This is a genomic window from Pseudomonas sp. B21-019, from assembly GCF_024749225.1.
Taxonomy (GTDB): Bacteria; Pseudomonadota; Gammaproteobacteria; order Pseudomonadales; family Pseudomonadaceae; genus Aquipseudomonas.
Window position 1 is genome coordinate 4,794,161 of record NZ_CP087193.1, and the last position, 18,828, is coordinate 4,812,988.

Below are 18,828 nucleotides of genomic sequence, written 5' to 3' on the forward strand. Positions count from 1 at the left end.
CAAGAAAAAGACCGTGACGATATGTCAGAACCGACCTTACTGAACAAAGAAATTCGCGACTGGCTGATGGACTGTGGCCTGTTCGATCAACTGCTGCCGGCGGACTTCGTGGCGGCTTCGGGTTACTTCAGCATCAGCACCATCGCCGAAGGCGAAGAGATCTTCCATGAGGGCGATGCCGGCAGTTTCATGTGCATCATCCACACCGGCCAGGTCGCGGTGCAAAAGACCAACAGCGAAGGGCAACGGGTGACCATGGCGACCTTGCGCAGCGGTCGGGCGTTCGGCGAAATGGCCGTGCTCGACGGCGAACGGCGCTCAGCCAGTTGTGTGGCCGCGAGCAACTGCCAGTTGCTCAACCTGGGCAAGGACTCCCTGGAAAAGATGCTCAACGAGGCACCGAAAATCGCCGCCAAGATCATCCGCGCCCTCGCCGTCTCCCTCTCCAAACGCTTGCGCATGGCCGACGGGCAACTGCTCTCGCAGCAGATTTAGACACTATCCGCCCGGCGTTTTGATTTTCGTCGTGCTCGGCTCAAGGCCCGGCAAGGTCTGGTCCTTGGGCGGGTTGGGCATTTCGATCGGCGGCAACAATGGTGGCCCACCGTTGCCGGTCTTGGGCACAGTGGTCGGGGTAATCTGCGGGTACGGCGTCGGCGTGGCAGTGCCGGGCGAACCGGGTATCGGCGTGGGGCCGGTGGGGATGGTTTGCTGCTCCTGGGCCTGCACTGCAGTTATCGAGAGCGCGGCCAGGGCAATGGCCGTTAGAATGGTGCGCTTCATCAATGGCTCCGTTGGCCTTGTGGTCTTTTGCAGGCTACTCCCAACCGCGTTCGTTTGCCTTCTTCCGTCTGTCCATTTCCCCCCAAGAGAGCCCCATGAAACGTTTCGTTCTGCTCGACACCACCCCCATTCCTGAAAACGGCGGTGCCCTGTGCCTGTTCGAATACGGCGAGGACTTCGTCATCAAGATCCAGGGCGGCGATGGCGGGCAGTTGATGAACACCCGCATGCACGGCTCCGAAGATGCCCTGGCCGAAATCCCTTGCCGCAAGGTCGCCGGCCGGCCGAATTCGCGGGTATTGATCGGCGGCCTGGGCATGGGCTTCACCCTCGCCTCGGCGCTCAAGCATTTGGGCAAGACCGCTGAAGTGGTGGTCGCCGAACTGGTGCCCGGCGTGGTGGAGTGGAACCGTGGGCCGTTGGGCGAAAAAGCCGGCAACCCGCTGCTCGACTCGCGTACGGTGATCCGCATGGAAGACGTGGCCAAGGTGCTGCAAGCCGAGCCGCAGGGTTTCGACGCAATCATGCTCGACGTCGACAACGGCCCCGAAGGCCTGACCCAGAAGGCCAACAGCTGGCTCTACTCCGCCGGTGGCCTGAGCGCCTGCGCCAAGGCCCTGCGACCCAAGGGCGTGCTGGCGGTGTGGTCGGCCAGCGCTGACCGGCAGTTTTCCGACAAGCTGAAAAAGGCCGGCTTCAAGGCCGAAGAAGTGCAGGTCTTCGCCCACGGCAACAAAGGCACCCGCCACACCATCTGGATTGCCGAGAAGCTCAAGGGCTAGGCTAAACTTCAACACATAACCGTCATTAGTCTTTTACAAAGGTGAACCCATGAGTTCGTCCACCCCAACCAACACGTCGAAGCTGGACCGCATCCTTGCCGATAACCAGCGCGACAAGGAAATGGGTTACCGCGACAAGGCCTTGAAGATGTACCCGCACGTGTGCGGCCGCTGCGCCCGTGAGTTCTCCGGTAAACGCCTGAGCGAGCTGACCGTGCACCACCGCGACCACAACCACGACAACAACCCGCAGGACGGTTCGAACTGGGAGCTGTTGTGCCTGTATTGCCATGACAACGAGCATTCGCGTTACACCGATCAGCAGTATTTCGACGAAGGCTCGCTGAGTACGCCGAAGATCGCCAAGGCAACGCATAACCCGTTTGCGGCGTTGGCCGGACTGATGAAGAAAGAAGACTGAAGATCTGCTGATCGTTCCCACGCTCTGCGTGGGAATGCATCCCGTGACGCTCTGCGTCACATTCGAAAGCGGAACGCGGAGCGTCCCTGGCGGCATTCCCACGCAGAGCGTGGGTACGATCATCTCCAAACTGAACACCCCTCCCCAATCCCCGTATAATCGCGCTTTTTTCCCGAAGGCACCCCGCTCGTGGCAGACAAACGGTACAGCTGCATTGGTTTGTATAACCCCAAATCACCGGAGAACGTCGGTTCGGTGATGCGCGCCGCCGGTTGCTATGGCGTGGCGTCGGTGTTTTACACCGGCAAGCGCTATGAACGCGCCGCTGATTTCGTCACCGACACCAAGAAAGTCCACTACGACATTCCCCTGATCGGCATTGACGACCTGAAGAAAATCCTGCCGCTGGGTTGTGTACCGGTTGCCGTGGAACTGGTCGACGGCGCCCGCTCGCTGCCGGAATACACGCACCCGGATCGCGCCCTCTACATCTTTGGCCCCGAAGACGGTTCGCTGGATAAAGAGATCCGCGACTGGTGCGAAGACGTGGTCTATATCCCGACCACCGGCTGCATGAACCTGGCGGCCACGGTCAACGTGGTGCTGTACGACCGCATGGCCAAGGGCAACAACACCCGCTCAGGCCCGAAATTCCGCTGAATCACCGCACATCCGATGGAACGAGCCGACCGCCTCGGCAGTCAGCTTAATTATCCATTCTTGAAGCCTGGAGACAGATCATGAGCGACCTCAAACGCGTAGAGCGCATCGAATCCACCCCGTTCCAGACTCAGCCCGCGCAGAACGTCCAGGGTTGGGAGCGCATCGGTTCCCTGGCCGGCGGCGTGGTAATGGTCGGCAAAGGCCTGCGGCGCGGTGGTGTGTTCGGGTTGCTTCAAGTGGCCATTGGCGGCGTAGCGATGGCGCGGGGTATTACCGGGCACAGTTCGGCGAAAAGCTTTCTGGAAAAGAGCCGTCAGGACATGGTTAACGCTCGGGCCAGGATTGAGCGTGCCGGGGAAGAGTTGAGTCGGTTGAAGGCCAATGCCGAGGCGGCGACCAAAACTGCGACCGTGACGGGCAATGATTCTTTGAAGTCGCCGAAAGCCGGGGTTTAACCTTTTAAGGTCAAAAGATCGTCCGAACACGGCCCTAGCCTTCGGCAGCTCCTACGCGCCTGTGGGCGCTGCCGAAGGCTGCGATCTTTTGATTTTCTATTGCAACAACCCGGTATCGAGCACCTTGGAAGACTCGCCAATAACGCTCTCACTGAGCTGAACGAATTCCTTGGTATCGACACTCTCCAAACGCATCGCCCCACGCAATACATCATCCAGCGAACGCTTGTTGCGGGTCTTCAGGCGAATCTCGCGATCCAGTTCCTGCAGCAACACCACCGCTTTGGCCACCTGCGCCGGATTGATCTGCTCCCCGCGCAAGGTGGTGACCTTCTGGCTGTCCTTGGTCAATTTGCTCTGCAGGCTCTCATACCGCTCATCACTCATGCCGCCCGCTCGGCGCACCAGTTCGATGGCGTAATACTCGGCAAACCCTTCGCTGATCCAGTCGCTGCGCTGGCTATCGTTGATCCGCCCGAACACCTGAGCCAATTCACGCATCAAGGCACTGGTGCCGCTTTCGCTGACCAGCGGCAGGCGGCTATTGAGATAGATCGATTCCCGCGCGGCGAGGCTGCCACGCCACATCGGGTCATTGGCGCCGACGATCAGCAGTTTGCTGGGGTGACGCGGAAAAACCTCCTGCACTTGCGGCCAGACGAACGTCAGCAGCGTCAGCACATCCATGCGGCGCATCCCCTGGCCTTGGGGCGAGGCCACGGTGACTTCGGTTTCCCCCAGTCGCGTGCGACGGCTGCCGAGGTTACCGGCGAGCATCCAACCGGTAGGACGGTCGAACAGGCGCGAGACGTTATCGATGCGGAACTTGTTTTTGCCGATCCGCGGCCAGCCGGTTTCGACGCTTTTCCAACCCGTGGGCAATTCGAATTCCAGGCGTGACACCAGCTCGATACCGTCCTGCTGATCGAGTTTGGCCGCGGGCACCAGGTCATCACCACGCATCAGCGCCCACGTTGGTGTCATGCGCGTGTCGAAACTGCCGTTCTTGCGCCCATGGCTGATGCGCACGCGGTAGGTCAGGCTGGCCTTGTCGGCGGCCGGGCGCCAGACACCACGGGCCTGCGTGCCCGGTTTGAGCTGCCATTGGCCGTCGGCCTTGAAATCGCTGTAGTGACTGCCATCGCCCAAATCGAAATCCAGACTGCGCACCGCCGAGCCTTGGGCCAGGGTCAGGCGTACTTCGGCCTGATCGCTTTGCGGCAACAGGCGCACGTGATAATCCAGATCGACTTTCTTCGCCGCCCACACGGGCGAACTCAGGGCCAGCAGCCCTACAGCCAACACCCGCAGCACTCCCACCGCCATACACACTCCTATTGTGGCGAGCGAGCTTGCTCGCGCTGGGCTGCGTAGCGGCCCCAATTTCTTGTAATTACCGCCGATTTTGTGTGCGCTGTGCACTAACCCGCGCGAAAAATCAGATGATCTTCCCAATCGTCTTCGGCCACGCTGCCTTCGGCGAGCATGCGCCCGGACTGGGAGATACGTTCGTGATGTACCGCATCACGATCACCGCACACCAGGTGATGCCAGAGCGGCAGGTCCTTGCCTTCGCTGACCAGTCGATAACCGCAGGTCGGCGGCAACCATTTGAACTCATCGGCCTTGCCCGGCGTGAGCTGGATGCAATCGGGGACAAAGTCGCGACGGTTGGGGTAATCGGTACACTGACAGGTTTTGAGGTCCAGCAGTTTGCAGGCGATACGCGTGTAGTAGACGGCGTTGTCGTCTTCGTCCTCGAGCTTTTGCAGGCAGCACAGGCCACAGCCGTCGCACAGCGATTCCCATTCCTCTTGATCGAGTTGATCGAGGGTTTTGCGTATCCAGAACGGTTCGACTTTGGCGGCCATGGCTCAAGCATCAACATCAGGTGGTGAAAAGGCCGCCAGTCTAGTGCCAAGGCACCGGCGGGCCAAGCATTGGCGACTGCCGGTACGACGGCACTTGTCAGTTTCTGCGCCACCCAGTAGCTTTGCCAGTCGCAAGGAACCCTGCCCAAGTGCCATTAACGCTCAACCGCGTTGCATTCAGGTGAACTGCCGGCTCAAAAAAACCTGGCGCTCAACTCAACTGTATCTGCCGGTTTTTACGACAACCCTCACTTTCAAACGTAAAGGAATCTCTTGATGAGTGCTAATCCACGCGTTGCCGACTACGCCATTCACCCTCAGTTCACCGATCGCTGGTCGCCCCGCGCCTTCACCGGCGAAACCATCCCCGAAGAGACCCTGCTGAGCTTCTTCGAAGCCGCCCGCTGGGCGCCATCGGCGTACAACTCGCAGCCTTGGCGGTTTCTCTATGCGCGTCGCGACACGCCGAACTGGGAGCGTTACCTGGGCCTGCTGAACGAGTTCAACCGCAGCTGGGCACAGCACGCCTCGGCGCTGGTGATCGTGATCTCGAAAACTACCTTCGTGGCACCTGGCGCCAGCGAAGAAACCCCGGCGCTGTGGCACACCTTCGACACCGGTTCCGCCTGGGGCCACCTGGCGTTGCAAGCGAGCATCAGCGGCTGGCACACCCACGGCATGGCCGGTTTCGATCAGGAGCTGACCCGCAAGGAGCTGAACATTCCTGAGGGTTATGCGCTGCACGCCGCCGTGGCGATCGGCAAGCTGGGCGACAAGGCGACACTGGCCGAGTACCTGCAAGCACGTGAAGAGCCAAGCCCGCGTCGTCCGCTGAGCGAGTTGGCGGCCGAGGGTGATTTCACCCTGTAAAAGCAAAAGATCGCAGCCTCCGGCAACTCCCACAGGTGTTCACAAAACCCTGTAGGAGCTGCCGAAGGCTGCGATCTTTTCAGCTGCGCCTCAATACCCGCGCGCGAAATCCACTTCCCCACGCAACGCTTCACCCGCCTGATACGCCCGCAGGTTCTCGACAAACAGCTTCACCATCGCCGGTGGCGAGGTCGGTGCCGAGCTGTGGCCGGTCAGCAGCAGGCCCCACGCGGTCCAGAACGGATGACGTTGCGGCAGTGGTTCCTGACGGCAGACGTCGATCACAGCCCCGGCCAGATGCCCTTCCTTCAAGGCTTCCACCAGATCCGCATCGACCACCGCAACGCCGCGCCCGACGTTGATGAACAACCCGGTCGCCTTGAACTGCTTGAACAGGGCAGCGTCATACAGGTCGTGCGTATTGGGGGTATTCGGCAGCAGATTGATCACGTAATCCACCTCACCGACCAGGCGCGGCAAATCGCTCAGCGCGCCGACTTCGACAAAGGGCGCCTGCTCCCGGGCGGTGCTGGCGATGCCGTATAACTCGACGCCAAACGGCAGCAGAAACTGCGCCACTGTCTGACCGATGTCACCGGTGCCGACAATCAGCACCTTGCGTCCAGCCAGGCTTTGACCCTGGCGATTGTCCCATTTGCGCTCGACCTGGCTGACCAGCCGCGCCAACACTTCGCGCTCGTGGCCGAGCATGTAAGTCAGCACATATTCAGCCATGACCTGACCGAAAATCCCTACCGCGCGAGTCAGCCGATAGTGCCGTGGCAAGCCATCGGCCAGCAGCGGCGTGATACCGGCCCAGGTCGACTGCAGCCATGCAGGCGTGTGGCCCTGACGCAACAGCGTCGCCAGCAGGTCCGGCTGACCGAGCCAGACCTGGCAGTCGGCGGCCTGACGGGCCAGTTCGGCGGAGTCGCCGCTGGTCAATACTTCCAGATCAGGCGCTGCCTGACGCAACAGTTGGGCATACACAGGGTGGTCGTGTTCAGCAATCAGAACGCGCATGTTTCAAACCTTTCAAAAACAGTGCAGACGACCGCCGACGGAGGATCACTCCATCGTCACGGCCATCGCCAAAATCATTCCAGTGTTTCATAAGGCTCTGAACAGAGCCTGTCTGCCGATTACATCGGGTCGTTGCGGCGCAGCAATTCTTCCGGCAAGTGTTCGATGTATTCATCCTCGGCCGGTGGCATTTGCAGGTGGTAGCCCTGCTTGTCGAGGTTCTCCAGTACTACAGCAATGTCTTCGCGCGACAGCTTGCGCTCGGGGGTCAACACCAGGTCGAAAGCGTGGATGGCTTTGCCGAAAGCCGCCATCAGGGGTTCAGGCACGCGCTCCAGTGCATCGCTTTTGAGCACATAGAGGTACATCCCGTTTTTCTTCGAGCTTCGATAAATCGAGCAAATACGTTTCAAGGCTGTTCTCCGGCGGTGGCCAGGCTGTCGAGCAGCGCCTGGCCCATCAATTCGCGGCGCCAGCCACGCAGCGAATCAGGCAATTGGTAAGGACCATTGGGGAAGCCGCTCTTGAGCAGCGCTTCCAGGGTTTTCTTGCGCAGCATCAGCTCCGGTGCGATGTTCAGGCGCTCGGCTTCGGCCTGGCCTATGGCACGCAGCTGTTTGACCAGCGCGGCGGCTTCCACCGGCAATGGCTCCGGCACCGCTGGCGGCCACTGATCAGGCGACACACTGCCAGAGCGCTTGATCAGATCAAGCAGAAATTCGCCGTCCTGACGCACGGTGCGCGGGTGCATGTCTTCGATTTTCGCCAGTGCGCCGAGGTTGTCCGGTTGGGTGCGTGCCAACGGCCACAGTGAATGTTCACGGATAATGCGGTTGCGCGGCAGATCACGGGCGCGGGCTTCACGCTCGCGCCAGGCGCAGAGTTCACGCAACACGGCGAGCTGGGCGCGGGACAGCTTCCAGGCCAGTTTGGCGTCGCGATAGACCTCGTACGGGTCGACCTCGCGCCGCAGATTGGCGACCAGCTCGGCACCGTCTTCCAGGACCCACGCGTATTTTTCGTCAGAAAGCTTCGGACGCAGCTGTACGAAAACCTCCGCCAGATGCACGGCATCTTCGGCCGCGTAACTGATCTGAGTCTCGGACAGTGGACGTTGCAGCCAGTCGGAACGGGTCTCGCCCTTCGGCAGGTCGATGCCGAGCACGTCCTGCACCAGCCGCGAATAGCCCATGGAGAAACCCAGGTTCAGGTAAGCAGCGGCCAGTTGGGTGTCGAACAGCGGCGCCGGCAGACTGCCGGTCAGACGCAGCAGGACTTCGAGGTCTTCGCTGCACGCATGCACGACCTTGACCACGGCCGGGTTTTCCAGCAACGCGGCCAGGGGCTGCCAGTTGTCGATGGTCAGTGGGTCAATCAGGTAAGCGCGTACGCCATCGCCGATCTGCAGCAGGCCTGCGATCGGGTAAAAGGTGTCGACCCGCATGAATTCGGTGTCGAGGGCAACGAATGGCAGCTGCTGCCACTCGGTGCAAAACTGACCGAGGCTATCGTTGTCGCGAATCCAGTGAATATCGATGGCCACACGGCTCTCCCTTGAAGAATGGCGCGCAGTATATATCGCCCCCGGCGATTTCCGCGCATTCACTGAACAAGAGCTTTAGCGAAAATACCTGCCGAACAGCAAGAATTGTCTGACAGTTGGAGACTAGCTGTCCTTACGCAACACGTAGACCCGCATCCGCGTGCAACCCGGTACCAAGTCCTGGTGACTGAGCAAGCAGAAACCCGCCTGCCTGAACTCGGCCTCAAGCTCGGCCTTGCTGGCCTGTGGCTGGGCCTGTGCGCCCTCCACGTCCGAACGCTCGAGCTTGAAACGCCCATCAACCCGCACCGCCACAATCACCGTATCGCGACTGACCCGGTGGAACTCGCGCAACATGGCCAATCGATGCTCGGGACAGGCGATGCGTTGAAACAGTTGCAGGCAAAAAATGCAGTCAACCGCATTCGCCGACAAGCCGATGGTGAAGGCTGAACTCTGAAAGGTCTTGATCCGTTTCAGCAGGTTCTGCGGATGGTGGGTGCTAGCATGATCGAGCATGTCCTGAGATGGATCGGTCGCGAGGATCACCCGGTTCGCATGCTCGGCCAGCACCGGCCAGAAACGCCCGACCCCGCAGGCCACATCAAGAATCAATCCCGGTTCGCCAGCGACCTGCAGCGCGTTACGCACCAATTGCTCTTCGCGCCAGAACGTCAAACGCCCCGCCAGGCCGCGCGGTCGCGGCTGTTTACAGACGCGGGCGTGTTCCTGATCGTAGCGCCGGGCGAACTCAAGCTCGAAGGCGGATGGGGGCTGCGCGGACATGTTTAATGGCTCTTGTTGGATGTTCCAGGCGCCGCAGATTAGCGGTCGTTACGTGAAAAAAAGGTCGTGTCGCTCATTTTTTGGCCAGCACACCGTCGCCCATTGCGCCGCGGCATCCGGCGAACATATCCAGCCCCGGGTTGTAGACCGTGCTGTTGACCTCCAGCAGACCGAGCATCGAATGGAACAGGTTGTCCTGGCTCAAGGGCTTTTCACGATTCTGCTGCAGGCAATGGGTGTCCACCGAGAACGACTTTTGATAGCTGTCGGAGAACCACGCCAGCATCGCTACATGCTTCTGTTGTTCCGGTGCGAGCATGTAAGGCGTGCCATGCAGGAACAGGTTGTATTCGCCCAGCGACTCGCCGTGGTCCGACAGATACAGCATCGCGGTATCGACTTTGCCCTGGTTGCTGCGCAACAGATCGATCAGGGTCGACAGCACGTGGTCGGTATACACCAGCGTATTGTCGTAGCCATTGACGATGCTTTCGCGACTGCAATTGTTCAGCGCATTGCTTTCACACACAGGCGTGAAGTGTTCGTACTCTTTCGGGTAGCGCTTGAAGTATTCCGGACCGTGACTGCCCATTTGGTGCAGGACCAGCACGGTGTCTTTATTCAGCGTGTCGATGAAGTGCTGCATGCCTTGCAGGAGAATTTCATCGCGGCACTCACTGTTGGCGCACAGCACCGGGTCTTTCAGGTCACTCACGTCGTCGACAGTGACCCGATCGCAGGTGCCTTTGCAGCCCGACTGGTTATCGCGCCAGATCACCTCGAGACCGGCACGCTTGAGCACGTCCAGCAGGCCTTCCTGGTTCTTCGCCTTGCTGGCGTCGTAATCCTTGCGGCCCATGTTGGAGAACATGCAGGGCACCGACACCGCCGTTTCCGTGCCGCACGAATGCACATCGGTGAAGGCAATCAGGCCGGATTCCTTACTCAGTTTCGGCGTGGTGTCGCGGTCATAACCCAGGATGCCGAAGTTCTCGGCCCGGGCACTTTCGCCCACTACCAGTACCGTCAGGGATTTACGGTCATGGGCCTGCCAGGCCGGTTTTTTCTGGGCATCTTCACCCAGTTTGGCGAATGGTTGCCGTGCAGACACCACTTGCTCACGCAGATAACCGAACGAGGCACCTATGTAGTTGCTCGGCACCACCATCAGACGCAATTCATGGTGATTGCGAAACAACGACGACAGGCCTTGATAGTTGACCAATGCGACACCGCCGATCACCGCAACCGACGCGACACTCACCAGCACTTTACTTAATAACTCACGGTGCCAGCGACGATAATTAACCGGGATTTTCCACAACAACCACGACGGCAAGACGCCGAGCAGCACGATATAAACAAACAGTTTTAGCGAGAGTAAGTCGCGTACTTCCGTGGCATTGGTTTCGGCGAAGTTACGCAACATACCGGCGTCGATCAGCACGCCATATTGGCTCATGAAGTACGCCACACCGGCACTGATCAGAAAGATCAGCGTCAACACGGGTTTCATCACGGGTCGGAATGCCAGCAAGGTCAGCACAATGTTGAAGGCCGCCAGGATCATCAGCCCGAACGCGACACGCATGACGATGCCTTGACCGTCTGCAGCGGTGATATCGAAGAGGTGTTGCCAGAGAACTAAATTGAACCCTGCCAATAGAAAGGCACTGGAAACCAACGTCACCCATTCGGGGCGCACGGCTTTGAACTTCAACATGTGATCGGCTGTTCCTGAAAAGAAGTGCCCGCGGCAAATGTGAAAATTTCATTGACCGAGACGCCACAAATCTTAATCAGTCAACCATCAATATTTCGTGAAAAAGAAGCCAACGAATAGTTGGCTTCTGGCATTAGGCCAAAACTTTCAATACTGGCGACCCGTTTCAAGCCTGATGCAGATACCAGCGCCAATCCTGCTCACCGACTTCGCCCATGAATTGCCGGTATTCGGCTCGTTTCACTGCCAGATAGACGCCAAGAAACTCACTGCCGAATGCTTCCCTGGCCCAATTCGAGCCTTCCAGCGCTCGTAACGTGGTCAACCAGTCGGTCGGCAACAATTGCGCAGCCTGGGCGTAACCGTTGCCCTCCACCGGCGCCCCGGGGTCAAGTTGCTCGCGGATGCCGCGATGAATACCGGCCAGGATCGCCGCCGCCGCCAGATACGGATTGGCGTCGGCACCACAAATACGGTGCTCGATATGCCGGGAGAATGCCGGCCCGCCGGGCACTCGCAAACTCACGGTGCGGTTGTCCACGCCCCAAGTGGCCGCCAGGGGTGCGTAGCTGTTGGTCTGGAAACGACGGTACGAGTTGGCATTCGGACAGAACAACAGCAACGCATCGAGCAATGTGGCGAGCATCCCGCCGACCGCGTGCTTGAGCAGCGGCGTGCCGTCCGAGGCCTCGCTGGCGAACAGGTTATTGCCGTCCTTGTCCGCCAGGCTGACATGCATGTGCATGCCGGTGCCGGCCAGATCATCGAACGGCTTGGCCATGAAACAAGCCGTCATCCCGTGCTTGTGCGCCACGCCCTTGACCAGCCGCTTGTAGCGCACGGCTTCGTCCATCGCCTGCAAAGCGTCGGTGCGGTGTTCGAGAGTGATTTCCACCTGCCCCGGCGCGTATTCGGAAATCGCCGTGCGCGCCGGAATGCCCTGGAGCTTGCAGGCACTGTAGAGGTCGGCCAGAAACGGCTCGATCTGTTCCAGTTCACGCAAGCCGTAGACTTGAGTCCCGCGTGGCCGCCCGCCATCGGCATCCCGCGCCGGTTGCGGCCGACCGTTGCCGTCGCGCTGCTGATCCAGCAGATAGAACTCCAGCTCCGCCGCCATCACCGGGTAATAACCTTCGGCCTGCAAGCCTTCGACGACCTTGGCCAGCAGGTGCCGTGGGTCGGCGATGGTTGCGGGCATGCCCTCTTGCGGATGCATGCTGACCTGCACCGCCGCCGTGGGAATCAATCGCCACGGCATGCGCTGCAAACTGCCGCTGACGGGATAAGCGCGGCAATCGATATCACCGACGTCCCAGACCAGACCGGAGTTTTCCACGTCATCGCCATTGATGGTCAGTCCCAGGATGGTACTCGGCAGTGGCCGACCGCTTTCATACACCGCCAGCAACTCATCGCGATGCAACAATTTGCCGCGTGGCACACCGTTATTGTCGAGGATGAACAGCTCGAACATTTCGATATCCGGGTTCTGTTCAAGAAACGTCAGGGCTTGTTCTTTCGTAGCGAAGGATGTCGTGGCACAGCTCATGGGAATTCTCGTCTATCCGCGTCAGGCAAACGCACAGGCGCCGCCGGGTTGATCCCGGCGCACAGCGCGGGACCTGTCAGAACAATCAGCGGGAGATGCAGGAATCCGGCGGGCGCGCGTGACGGCAGTGCCACAAGGCCCAGAAGGCGAGTTCGGAAGGGAGTGCGACTGGACAACCGTCCATAGAGAAGACCGCAGTAAACAGATGCGCAGCAGCGTCACACGGGCGGTTAAGCCGTTAAATCGGGATTTGAAGAACCTTGGGTGTGGATTGGCTAAACAATTGACTATTCGCGACCGGGGGATTAGGCGGGCGGTACAGTTATTTAATTTCTAAATACTGCTCCGGACTTTCTGATTTGCCGCCTCCAAGGCTCGCGCGCCTAATCGGCTCCTTGTTCCTGAAGGTCCGATTATGGAAAACGTTCGCGCAACCTCCCGCCCTGCCCTCTGGCTGATGTTCAGCATCATTCTTGTCGCCCTGAATCTGCGTCCGTCCATGGCCGCTGTCGGCCCGTTGCTGTCTGCCATTCGCGGTGACATCCCGCTGAATTTCAGCCTGGCCTCGCTGTTGACCATGCTGCCAGTCATGGCCATGGGACTGGCGATGTTCTTTGGTATCGGCATCAGTCAGCGCCTGGGCGAGCAGCGCACCGTAGTGCTGTCGCTGCTGATCATCGGCCTCGCCACGGTGTCGCGGTTGTTCCTTGATTCGGCGGCGGAACTGATCCTGAGCGCCGTACTGGCCGGCGTCGGCATTGCGCTGATTCAAGCGTTGATGCCAGCCCTGATCAAGTCCCGTTTCAGCGACAACGTTTCCGTGTGTATGGGTCTCTATGTGACGTCGATCATGGCTGGCGCGGCAATTGCGGCGTCATTCGCGCCGCTGGTGATGACCCGCACCGACAGTTGGCGAGTGGGGTTGGCGATCTGGGCGGCACTGGCGCTGGCGGCGTTGCTGTTCTGGTGCGTTCAACGCACGGGAATGCCGACATTGGGGGAAAAGTCGTCCCGCAAAGAATCTTTTTTCAGCAATTCCCGCGCCTGGTTACTCGCGATCTTCTTCGGCCTGGGCACGGCGTCCTACACCTGTGTGCTGGCCTGGCTGGCGCCGTACTACGTGGAAAAAGGCTGGAGCGAGCAACAGGCCGGCTTGTTGCTGGGCTTTTTGACGGCCATGGAAGTGTTGTCGGGGTTGCTGACACCCGCCATCGCCAACCGCAGCCGTGACCGGCGCCTGGTGCTGGTGGTGTTGCTGGCACTGATCATGGCCGGTTTTTGCGGGCTGATTCTAAGCCCACGACACCTGAGCCTGCTGTGGCCGTGCCTGCTGGGACTGGGCATCGGCGGGCTGTTCCCGATGAGCCTGATCGTGTCGCTGGATCATCTGGACAATCCCCAACGCGCGGGCGGGTTGACCGCCTTCGTGCAAGGCATCGGTTACCTGATCGCCGGCCTCTCGCCGCTGATCGCCGGGATGATTCGCGATCAACTGGGCAGTTTCGAATGGGCCTGGTGGTCACTGATGGGCGTCATGGCACTGATGATCCTGATGGTTCTGCGTTTCGATCCGCGGCATTACGCCAAACACATTCATTAACCCGGAACCCCCATCATGAAACGCACAGGTTTTGCTGCCGCTCACGTCGGCATGTTGCTATGGGCGCTGTTGATTGCCGTCTCGTTTTCCGCGGCAGCCCAGGTCAGCCAGGCCATCGACCCGATTCTGCTGACCGGGTTGCGCCTGTTGTGTTGCGCCCTGGTGTTTTTGCCCCTGCTGCTGTTCAAGGGCGATACCGCCATGACCGCCCGCGGCCTGCTCGGTCATGCCGTGCTCGGCATGCTGCTGGCGCTGTACTTCGGCTCGTTGTTTGAAGCACTGCGTTACACCTCGGCGGTGAACACCGGGACGATGTTCACTCTGGTGCCGTTGCTGACACTGCTGTTCGAAGCCATCCTGACACCCGACAGCCGCCTGAAACAACGCGTGTTGCCCATGCTGGTTGCCGCGGCCGGCGCCGTGCTGCTGGTATTGAAAGGCGCAGACCCCGGCGAACTGCCGTCGCTGTATGCGGTATTGGTGTATGCGGTCGGTTGCCTGGCAATGGCGCTCTACTCGCCCCTGAGTCAACGGCTCAAGGCCAACAGCCTCAAGGGGCGCGGTCCGGTGGGCATGACCTTCTGGAACATGCTGTTCGGCGCACTGTTTCTATTGGTGTTCTGTGGGTTCAGCGGCGGCTGGCGTTCGGCATTGTTGCTGAGCGCAAGCGATCTCTGGTGGTTGATCTACCTGGCACTGTTCGCCACCCTGGCGACTTTCTGGCTGCTGCATCGAGCCATTGGCGTGATCGCCCCTTCCTCAGTCATTTCCTACATCTACCTGAGCACCCTGTTCATCACACTGTTCCACTGGTTGTGGCTACGCCAGTCGCCACGCGCCCTGGAAATCATCGGTGCGTTGCTGGTGGGCGTCGGCATGTTGGCGCTGTTAATATCCAGCCGCGATGCGATGCCTGCACAGCAATCAGCGCTGAAGGCCTCTGGCCATGTTTCGGGGGATTGAATTCACAGGTCGTGTTCATAACACTATCTGTCCCACAACTGACCATGAAACATCCTACAAGGCATTCTCTTGGTACTATCGTTCCGCTAAGATCATTCGCACACGTTTGCGCACGGTCAGCGCAAGGAGCACAGCGAGACAGAACGGATGCTGAACAGTAACTTGCTTAGAAAGCTCGATATGCAAGACCTCATGGTGTTTGTCGCCGTGTATGAGCAAAGCAGCGTCACCGGTGTGTCGGAGGCACTTTGCGTCAGCCAGTCCACCGTGAGCTACTGCCTGAAAAAACTGCGCACCAGTTTCGAAGACGAGTTATTCATCAATACCCGCACGGGTATGCGCCCCACCTACAAAGCCAGCACCATGTATGCCCATGTGCTGAAGATTCTCGAAAGCATCAACCTGTGTCACGCCGGGACACCGACGTTCGATCCGACCTTGCAACCGGTCACCTTCAATATCTGCGCGCCGGAATACTTCGAGCAACTGGTCCTGCCGCGCCTGTTGAAGAGCTTCGATTTCGCCGACTTGCCAGTGATGGTCAACATGCACAAGTTCGAAACCGACATCCCGGCCGAAGAACTGCGCGACGGCAGCCTCGACCTGGTGATCTGTTTCGGCCCGGACTTTCATCGAAGCCACACCGACTTCAACTCCAGGCGGCTGCTGGAGGACGATCTGGTCTGCGTCTTCGACAAACGCGCCACGCCGCTGGAGCCGCGCTTGAGCCTGCAAGCGTTCACTGAACGTCGGCATGTGTTCCCGACGCCCTGGACGTCCACCACCAACATGGTTGACGGCTGGCTGGCTCAACAGGCCCACAAACGCCAGATTGTCGCGCGCTCCAACAGCTACAGCGCGGCACTGAAGATGATCACCGGCACCGACTTCATCCTGACCTTGCCCCGGCGCATCCAGCAATTGCTGGCCAATGAGGCGATCTTCAATCACTGCGAAGCGCCCAATGGTTTGCCGGGCTTCACCCTGAACATGCAGTGGAGTCAAAGCGTCGACCAGGACAGCGCCAACACCTGGCTGCGTGAGCAAGTGATCAAGGCCTGCGCCGAGCAGGAAATAGCCTGAAATTCAGAGGCCGATAGCAGTCTTGGTGTAGGACTCTCGATCGATGTCGATGATTTCCACACATAGCTGGACCTCAACACCGACCGGCCATTCGCACACATCCTGCACCACCGCCAGCAGGCTGTCTGATAACTGCTTCTTGATCTGCGGCGAGCGACCGCTCAACAACGACAGTTTTACATGCATGAACGCCCGCTCGCCCGGTGCGGTACCCACCCTGAAAGTCTCGACCTTCACCGCACGGGCCTTGATGTCGAACTCTTCAAACTGCCCCGAAGCGACCAGCGCGTTATTGAGTCGCATCAATGCCACATCGGCATTCAGTTCGGACAGGTTGGCGGTGTATTCCATGTGCAGGTGGGGCATGACGGGGTTCCTGAGGATTGGCAGAAAGGTCGTAGATATAACATAGAGCCGCCCTACTCACTGGACAGCGGAAGGATAGGACGCTCACTCATGAACGCCTCCAGACGCGAGCGCAGCCAGCGTTCGGCCGGATCGCTGTCGACATGGCTGAGCCAGACCATGGACAGGTCCAGGGTCGGCGTCTTGAACGGAAATGGCTCCTTGAACAGTTGGCCTGACGCGGCCATCGCCTCCGCCGTGTAATCCGGCAGGCTGGCGATCAAATCGGTGCCGGCGAGCAACGCTGGCAATGAGCTGTATTGCGGAACGGACAGCACTACGTGGCGCGTACGGCCGATCTCTGCCAGCCATTCATCGGCGTATCCACTGACATTGGCGGTGTGGGACACCAGCACGTGCGGCCGCGCGCAATATTCATCGAGGGTCAACGGAGTGTCCGATGCGTCTGCACGCAAAATACTGGGCTGGATATGTCGCAACAATTTGCGCTTGGCGTTGGCCGGCAAGCCACGGGTCTGGCTGATACCAACGGTGATATCGCCAGACGCCAGCAAGTCGGGAATGCGCCAGTAGTCGACATGCTGGACCACGAACACCACCTTCGGCGCTTCCTGGCGCAAAGAACGCAGCAGTGGCGGTAACAGACCGAACTCGACATCGTCCGACAGACCGATGCGAAACGTCATGGTGCTGCTGAGCGGATCGAAATCGTGGGTCAGGCTCAAGGCCACCGACAGCGAATCCAGTGCCGGCGACAGGTGCTGAATGATCTCCTCGGCCCGCGCTGTTGGCTCCATGCGATGGCCGACCCGAATGAACAGCGGATCGTTGAACATCGTCCGCAAGCGGTTCAGCGCCGCACTGATGGTCGGCTGACCGAGGAACAGCTTCTCCGCCACCCGTGTGACGTTGCGTTCGAGCATCAATGTCTCGAACACCACCATCAGGTTGATGTCGGCCTTGCGTAGTTCGTTGCGATTCATCCGTTGCACCCCGGTCCCCAAGACTGGCTGACAGTTTAGGGAGGTGTCGCGATCGGCGTCTATGCAGGTTGGCAAACGACCCGATCCATAAAAACCGAGGGCGCTCACAACTCAAGAGCGCCCGGCTAAAACGAAGCTGCCCTGACTGAGCAGCTTCACCGCCTGGAACCTATATCTCCTTGACCGGTGTCTGCTCTTGAGTCCCTTTGATCAAACCGATGGCATGCACGCAATCAGACTTGTTGACGTAAGCCTCCCCACTGGCAATCGTTTCATGATTCCCCGCCCGCAAACGCCAGCGCCATTGGCCCTTGCCGGTCTGTGAGGTGCCACGGGTTTGCCTGTAAATCTCAAAGTACATTGATCGCTCCTTGCGATGGCTGATTACGACAGATCAGTGACCTGCGAAACCAGAGTAGATGAGGATTTTTTGCGGCAACGTCTTTCAATGTCAGGGGATATTTCGAAGGAAAAACCTTGATTGCCGAAACGATCAATGAATACGGGGGACGGTAATTAGAACGACTTGGTGGAGTTACTTTTCCTGTGGACGGACATATCTTTCTTACATTGTTGTGCTGAATTTTCCGACACCAAAAACCCGGGGAAAAGCAGGACGGATGCGAAAGTGGTCTGATGGAAAAAGCTGTGCAAACGAAAAAGAAGCGACTCAAATCGATACTGATCTTGCCCTAGCTTTTGCGGCACCTGTGCGAGTAAAAATTTTGGAGATAAATTGGAGTTCATAGCCGTGAGCCACCATCCAAAACAAGTCTGATACAGTCAGCCTCGGTAAATTCGTTGACAGGAAGTCACACATGGCAAAGCCCGCCGCACGTATCACCGACCCCACCAGTTGCCCCATGCCCGGGCACGGCCCCAAAGCCATCGCCTCCGGTTCTCCTGATGTGTTCTTCGATGGACTTGCAGCCGCGACCAAAGGCGACACCTGCACCTGCGGCAGTACTTTAGCCTCGGCTGTGTCAGGTACCGTGTTCATCAATGGTAAGAATGCCGCACTGGTCGGCACTGTCGGCACCCATGGCGACGTCGTGATTGGCGGCTCGGGCACGGTGATCATTGGTGACTCCCATACGCCAGCACCGTTCATTCCGCCTACCCCGATGACCATCCACGGGAACTGGATCGGCTTTAAAATTCCCGCAACAGAGAGCTATGAAGGATTTGCCTGCACGGCTCACTTTGACGACGGGTCTTCAATGTCCGGGGTATTCGACTCAAATAACTCAGTCAAATTCTCCAATCCCACCGGAAAGGCTTGCCATACATTGGCATTCGCCCAGCACGAGAACACCTGCACAACCGCAGGTATCGACGGACTACTGAACGACATCTTGGGATAA

Annotated in this window: 22 protein-coding genes; 10 read left to right on the forward strand and 12 right to left on the reverse strand. The window is 59.2% G+C overall.

The window, feature by feature from the left end:
- Positions 1-21 precede the first annotated feature (21 nt).
- Positions 22-495 carry a cyclic nucleotide-binding domain-containing protein gene (locus LOY36_RS21275; protein ID WP_019648005.1) on the forward strand — a complete coding sequence of 158 codons (474 nt, stop codon included), beginning with the start codon at positions 22-24 and terminating at the stop codon, positions 493-495.
- 3 nt (positions 496-498) lie between these two features.
- On the opposite strand, the gene LOY36_RS21280 is transcribed toward LOY36_RS21275, so the two are convergent.
- Complete coding sequence (locus tag LOY36_RS21280; protein ID WP_019580818.1) at positions 499-783, reverse strand: hypothetical protein; 285 nt, start codon at positions 781-783, stop codon at positions 499-501.
- Between the two features lie 95 nt (positions 784-878).
- On the opposite strand from LOY36_RS21280, the gene LOY36_RS21285 reads away from it, so the two are divergent.
- The 4 genes from LOY36_RS21285 (at position 879) to LOY36_RS21300 (ending at position 3,104) form a co-directional block, all read left to right on the forward strand.
- On the forward strand, positions 879-1,565 hold the full coding sequence (locus LOY36_RS21285) for a spermidine synthase (RefSeq protein ID WP_019648003.1): 687 nt from the start codon (positions 879-881) through the stop codon (positions 1,563-1,565).
- Positions 1,566-1,614: 49 nt separating this feature from the next.
- On the forward strand, positions 1,615-1,986 hold the full coding sequence (locus LOY36_RS21290; RefSeq protein WP_007898702.1) for a YajD family HNH nuclease: 372 nt from the start codon (positions 1,615-1,617) through the stop codon (positions 1,984-1,986).
- A gap of 189 nt (positions 1,987-2,175) precedes the next feature.
- The gene (locus tag LOY36_RS21295) at positions 2,176-2,646 is read left to right on the forward strand and encodes an RNA methyltransferase (RefSeq protein ID WP_007942196.1); all 471 of its coding nucleotides are present in this window, start codon (positions 2,176-2,178) and stop codon (positions 2,644-2,646) included.
- An 80-nt stretch (positions 2,647-2,726) separates the two neighbouring features.
- The gene (locus LOY36_RS21300; protein ID WP_019648002.1) at positions 2,727-3,104 is read left to right on the forward strand and encodes a DUF2892 domain-containing protein; all 378 of its coding nucleotides are present in this window, start codon (positions 2,727-2,729) and stop codon (positions 3,102-3,104) included.
- Between the two features lie 96 nt (positions 3,105-3,200).
- On the opposite strand, the gene LOY36_RS21305 is transcribed toward LOY36_RS21300, so the two are convergent.
- Both LOY36_RS21305 and LOY36_RS21310 read right to left on the reverse strand, forming a co-directional pair.
- On the reverse strand, positions 3,201-4,430 hold the full coding sequence (locus LOY36_RS21305) for a hypothetical protein (protein ID WP_258670771.1): 1,230 nt from the start codon (positions 4,428-4,430) through the stop codon (positions 3,201-3,203).
- 95 nt (positions 4,431-4,525) lie between these two features.
- Entirely contained in the window at positions 4,526-4,975 is a 450-nt protein-coding gene (locus tag LOY36_RS21310) for a YcgN family cysteine cluster protein (RefSeq protein WP_007942199.1), read from the reverse strand.
- A 276-nt stretch (positions 4,976-5,251) separates the two neighbouring features.
- Between LOY36_RS21310 and LOY36_RS21315 the strand changes: the two genes are divergently transcribed.
- Complete coding sequence (locus tag LOY36_RS21315) at positions 5,252-5,845, forward strand: nitroreductase family protein (RefSeq protein ID WP_019648000.1); 594 nt, start codon at positions 5,252-5,254, stop codon at positions 5,843-5,845.
- Positions 5,846-5,935: 90 nt separating this feature from the next.
- On the opposite strand, the gene LOY36_RS21320 is transcribed toward LOY36_RS21315, so the two are convergent.
- The 6 genes from LOY36_RS21320 to LOY36_RS21345 all read right to left on the reverse strand — a co-directional run bounded on the left by LOY36_RS21320 (position 5,936) and on the right by LOY36_RS21345 (position 12,469).
- Positions 5,936-6,868: a D-2-hydroxyacid dehydrogenase gene (locus LOY36_RS21320; protein ID WP_018926763.1), complete on the reverse strand. Its 933-nt coding sequence runs from the start codon at positions 6,866-6,868 to the stop codon at positions 5,936-5,938.
- A 119-nt stretch (positions 6,869-6,987) separates the two neighbouring features.
- Positions 6,988-7,281: a YcgL domain-containing protein gene (locus LOY36_RS21325; protein ID WP_258670774.1), complete on the reverse strand. Its 294-nt coding sequence runs from the start codon at positions 7,279-7,281 to the stop codon at positions 6,988-6,990.
- Positions 7,278-8,411 carry a ribonuclease D gene (gene rnd / locus LOY36_RS21330; RefSeq protein WP_064619698.1) on the reverse strand — a complete coding sequence of 378 codons (1,134 nt, stop codon included), beginning with the start codon at positions 8,409-8,411 and terminating at the stop codon, positions 7,278-7,280. The genes LOY36_RS21325 and rnd overlap by 4 nt, the downstream gene beginning before the upstream one ends.
- Positions 8,412-8,534: 123 nt before the next feature.
- Positions 8,535-9,197 carry a class I SAM-dependent methyltransferase gene (locus LOY36_RS21335; RefSeq protein WP_019580826.1) on the reverse strand — a complete coding sequence of 221 codons (663 nt, stop codon included), beginning with the start codon at positions 9,195-9,197 and terminating at the stop codon, positions 8,535-8,537.
- A gap of 73 nt (positions 9,198-9,270) precedes the next feature.
- Entirely contained in the window at positions 9,271-10,920 is a 1,650-nt protein-coding gene (locus LOY36_RS21340; protein WP_019647997.1) for a phosphoethanolamine transferase, read from the reverse strand.
- Positions 10,921-11,086: 166 nt separating this feature from the next.
- Entirely contained in the window at positions 11,087-12,469 is a 1,383-nt protein-coding gene (locus LOY36_RS21345) for a glutamine synthetase family protein (protein ID WP_258670779.1), read from the reverse strand.
- 415 nt (positions 12,470-12,884) lie between these two features.
- Between LOY36_RS21345 and LOY36_RS21350 the strand changes: the two genes are divergently transcribed.
- The 3 genes from LOY36_RS21350 (at position 12,885) to LOY36_RS21360 (ending at position 16,115) form a co-directional block, all read left to right on the forward strand.
- Positions 12,885-14,069, forward strand: coding sequence for a cyanate transporter (locus tag LOY36_RS21350; protein WP_258670781.1), 1,185 nt, complete (start codon positions 12,885-12,887; stop codon positions 14,067-14,069).
- Between the two features lie 15 nt (positions 14,070-14,084).
- Positions 14,085-15,032 (forward strand): DMT family transporter, encoded by a 948-nt coding sequence (locus LOY36_RS21355; protein WP_019647994.1) that lies wholly within the window; start codon positions 14,085-14,087, stop codon positions 15,030-15,032.
- A 147-nt stretch (positions 15,033-15,179) separates the two neighbouring features.
- Positions 15,180-16,115, forward strand: a complete 936-nt coding sequence (locus tag LOY36_RS21360) for a LysR family transcriptional regulator (RefSeq protein ID WP_258670784.1) — start codon at positions 15,180-15,182, stop codon at positions 16,113-16,115.
- 3 nt (positions 16,116-16,118) lie between these two features.
- On the opposite strand, the gene LOY36_RS21365 is transcribed toward LOY36_RS21360, so the two are convergent.
- The 3 genes from LOY36_RS21365 to LOY36_RS21375 form a co-directional block, all read right to left on the reverse strand.
- The gene (locus LOY36_RS21365; RefSeq protein ID WP_019647992.1) at positions 16,119-16,481 is read right to left on the reverse strand and encodes a 5-carboxymethyl-2-hydroxymuconate Delta-isomerase; all 363 of its coding nucleotides are present in this window, start codon (positions 16,479-16,481) and stop codon (positions 16,119-16,121) included.
- 53 nt (positions 16,482-16,534) lie between these two features.
- Positions 16,535-17,464 (reverse strand): LysR substrate-binding domain-containing protein, encoded by a 930-nt coding sequence (locus tag LOY36_RS21370; protein ID WP_019647991.1) that lies wholly within the window; start codon positions 17,462-17,464, stop codon positions 16,535-16,537.
- Positions 17,465-17,633: 169 nt separating this feature from the next.
- The gene (locus tag LOY36_RS21375) at positions 17,634-17,825 is read right to left on the reverse strand and encodes a DUF1508 domain-containing protein (RefSeq protein ID WP_007941456.1); all 192 of its coding nucleotides are present in this window, start codon (positions 17,823-17,825) and stop codon (positions 17,634-17,636) included.
- 457 nt (positions 17,826-18,282) lie between these two features.
- Between LOY36_RS21375 and LOY36_RS21380 the strand changes: the two genes are divergently transcribed.
- Positions 18,283-18,828 (forward strand): PAAR domain-containing protein, encoded by a 546-nt coding sequence (locus LOY36_RS21380; protein WP_019647990.1) that lies wholly within the window; start codon positions 18,283-18,285, stop codon positions 18,826-18,828.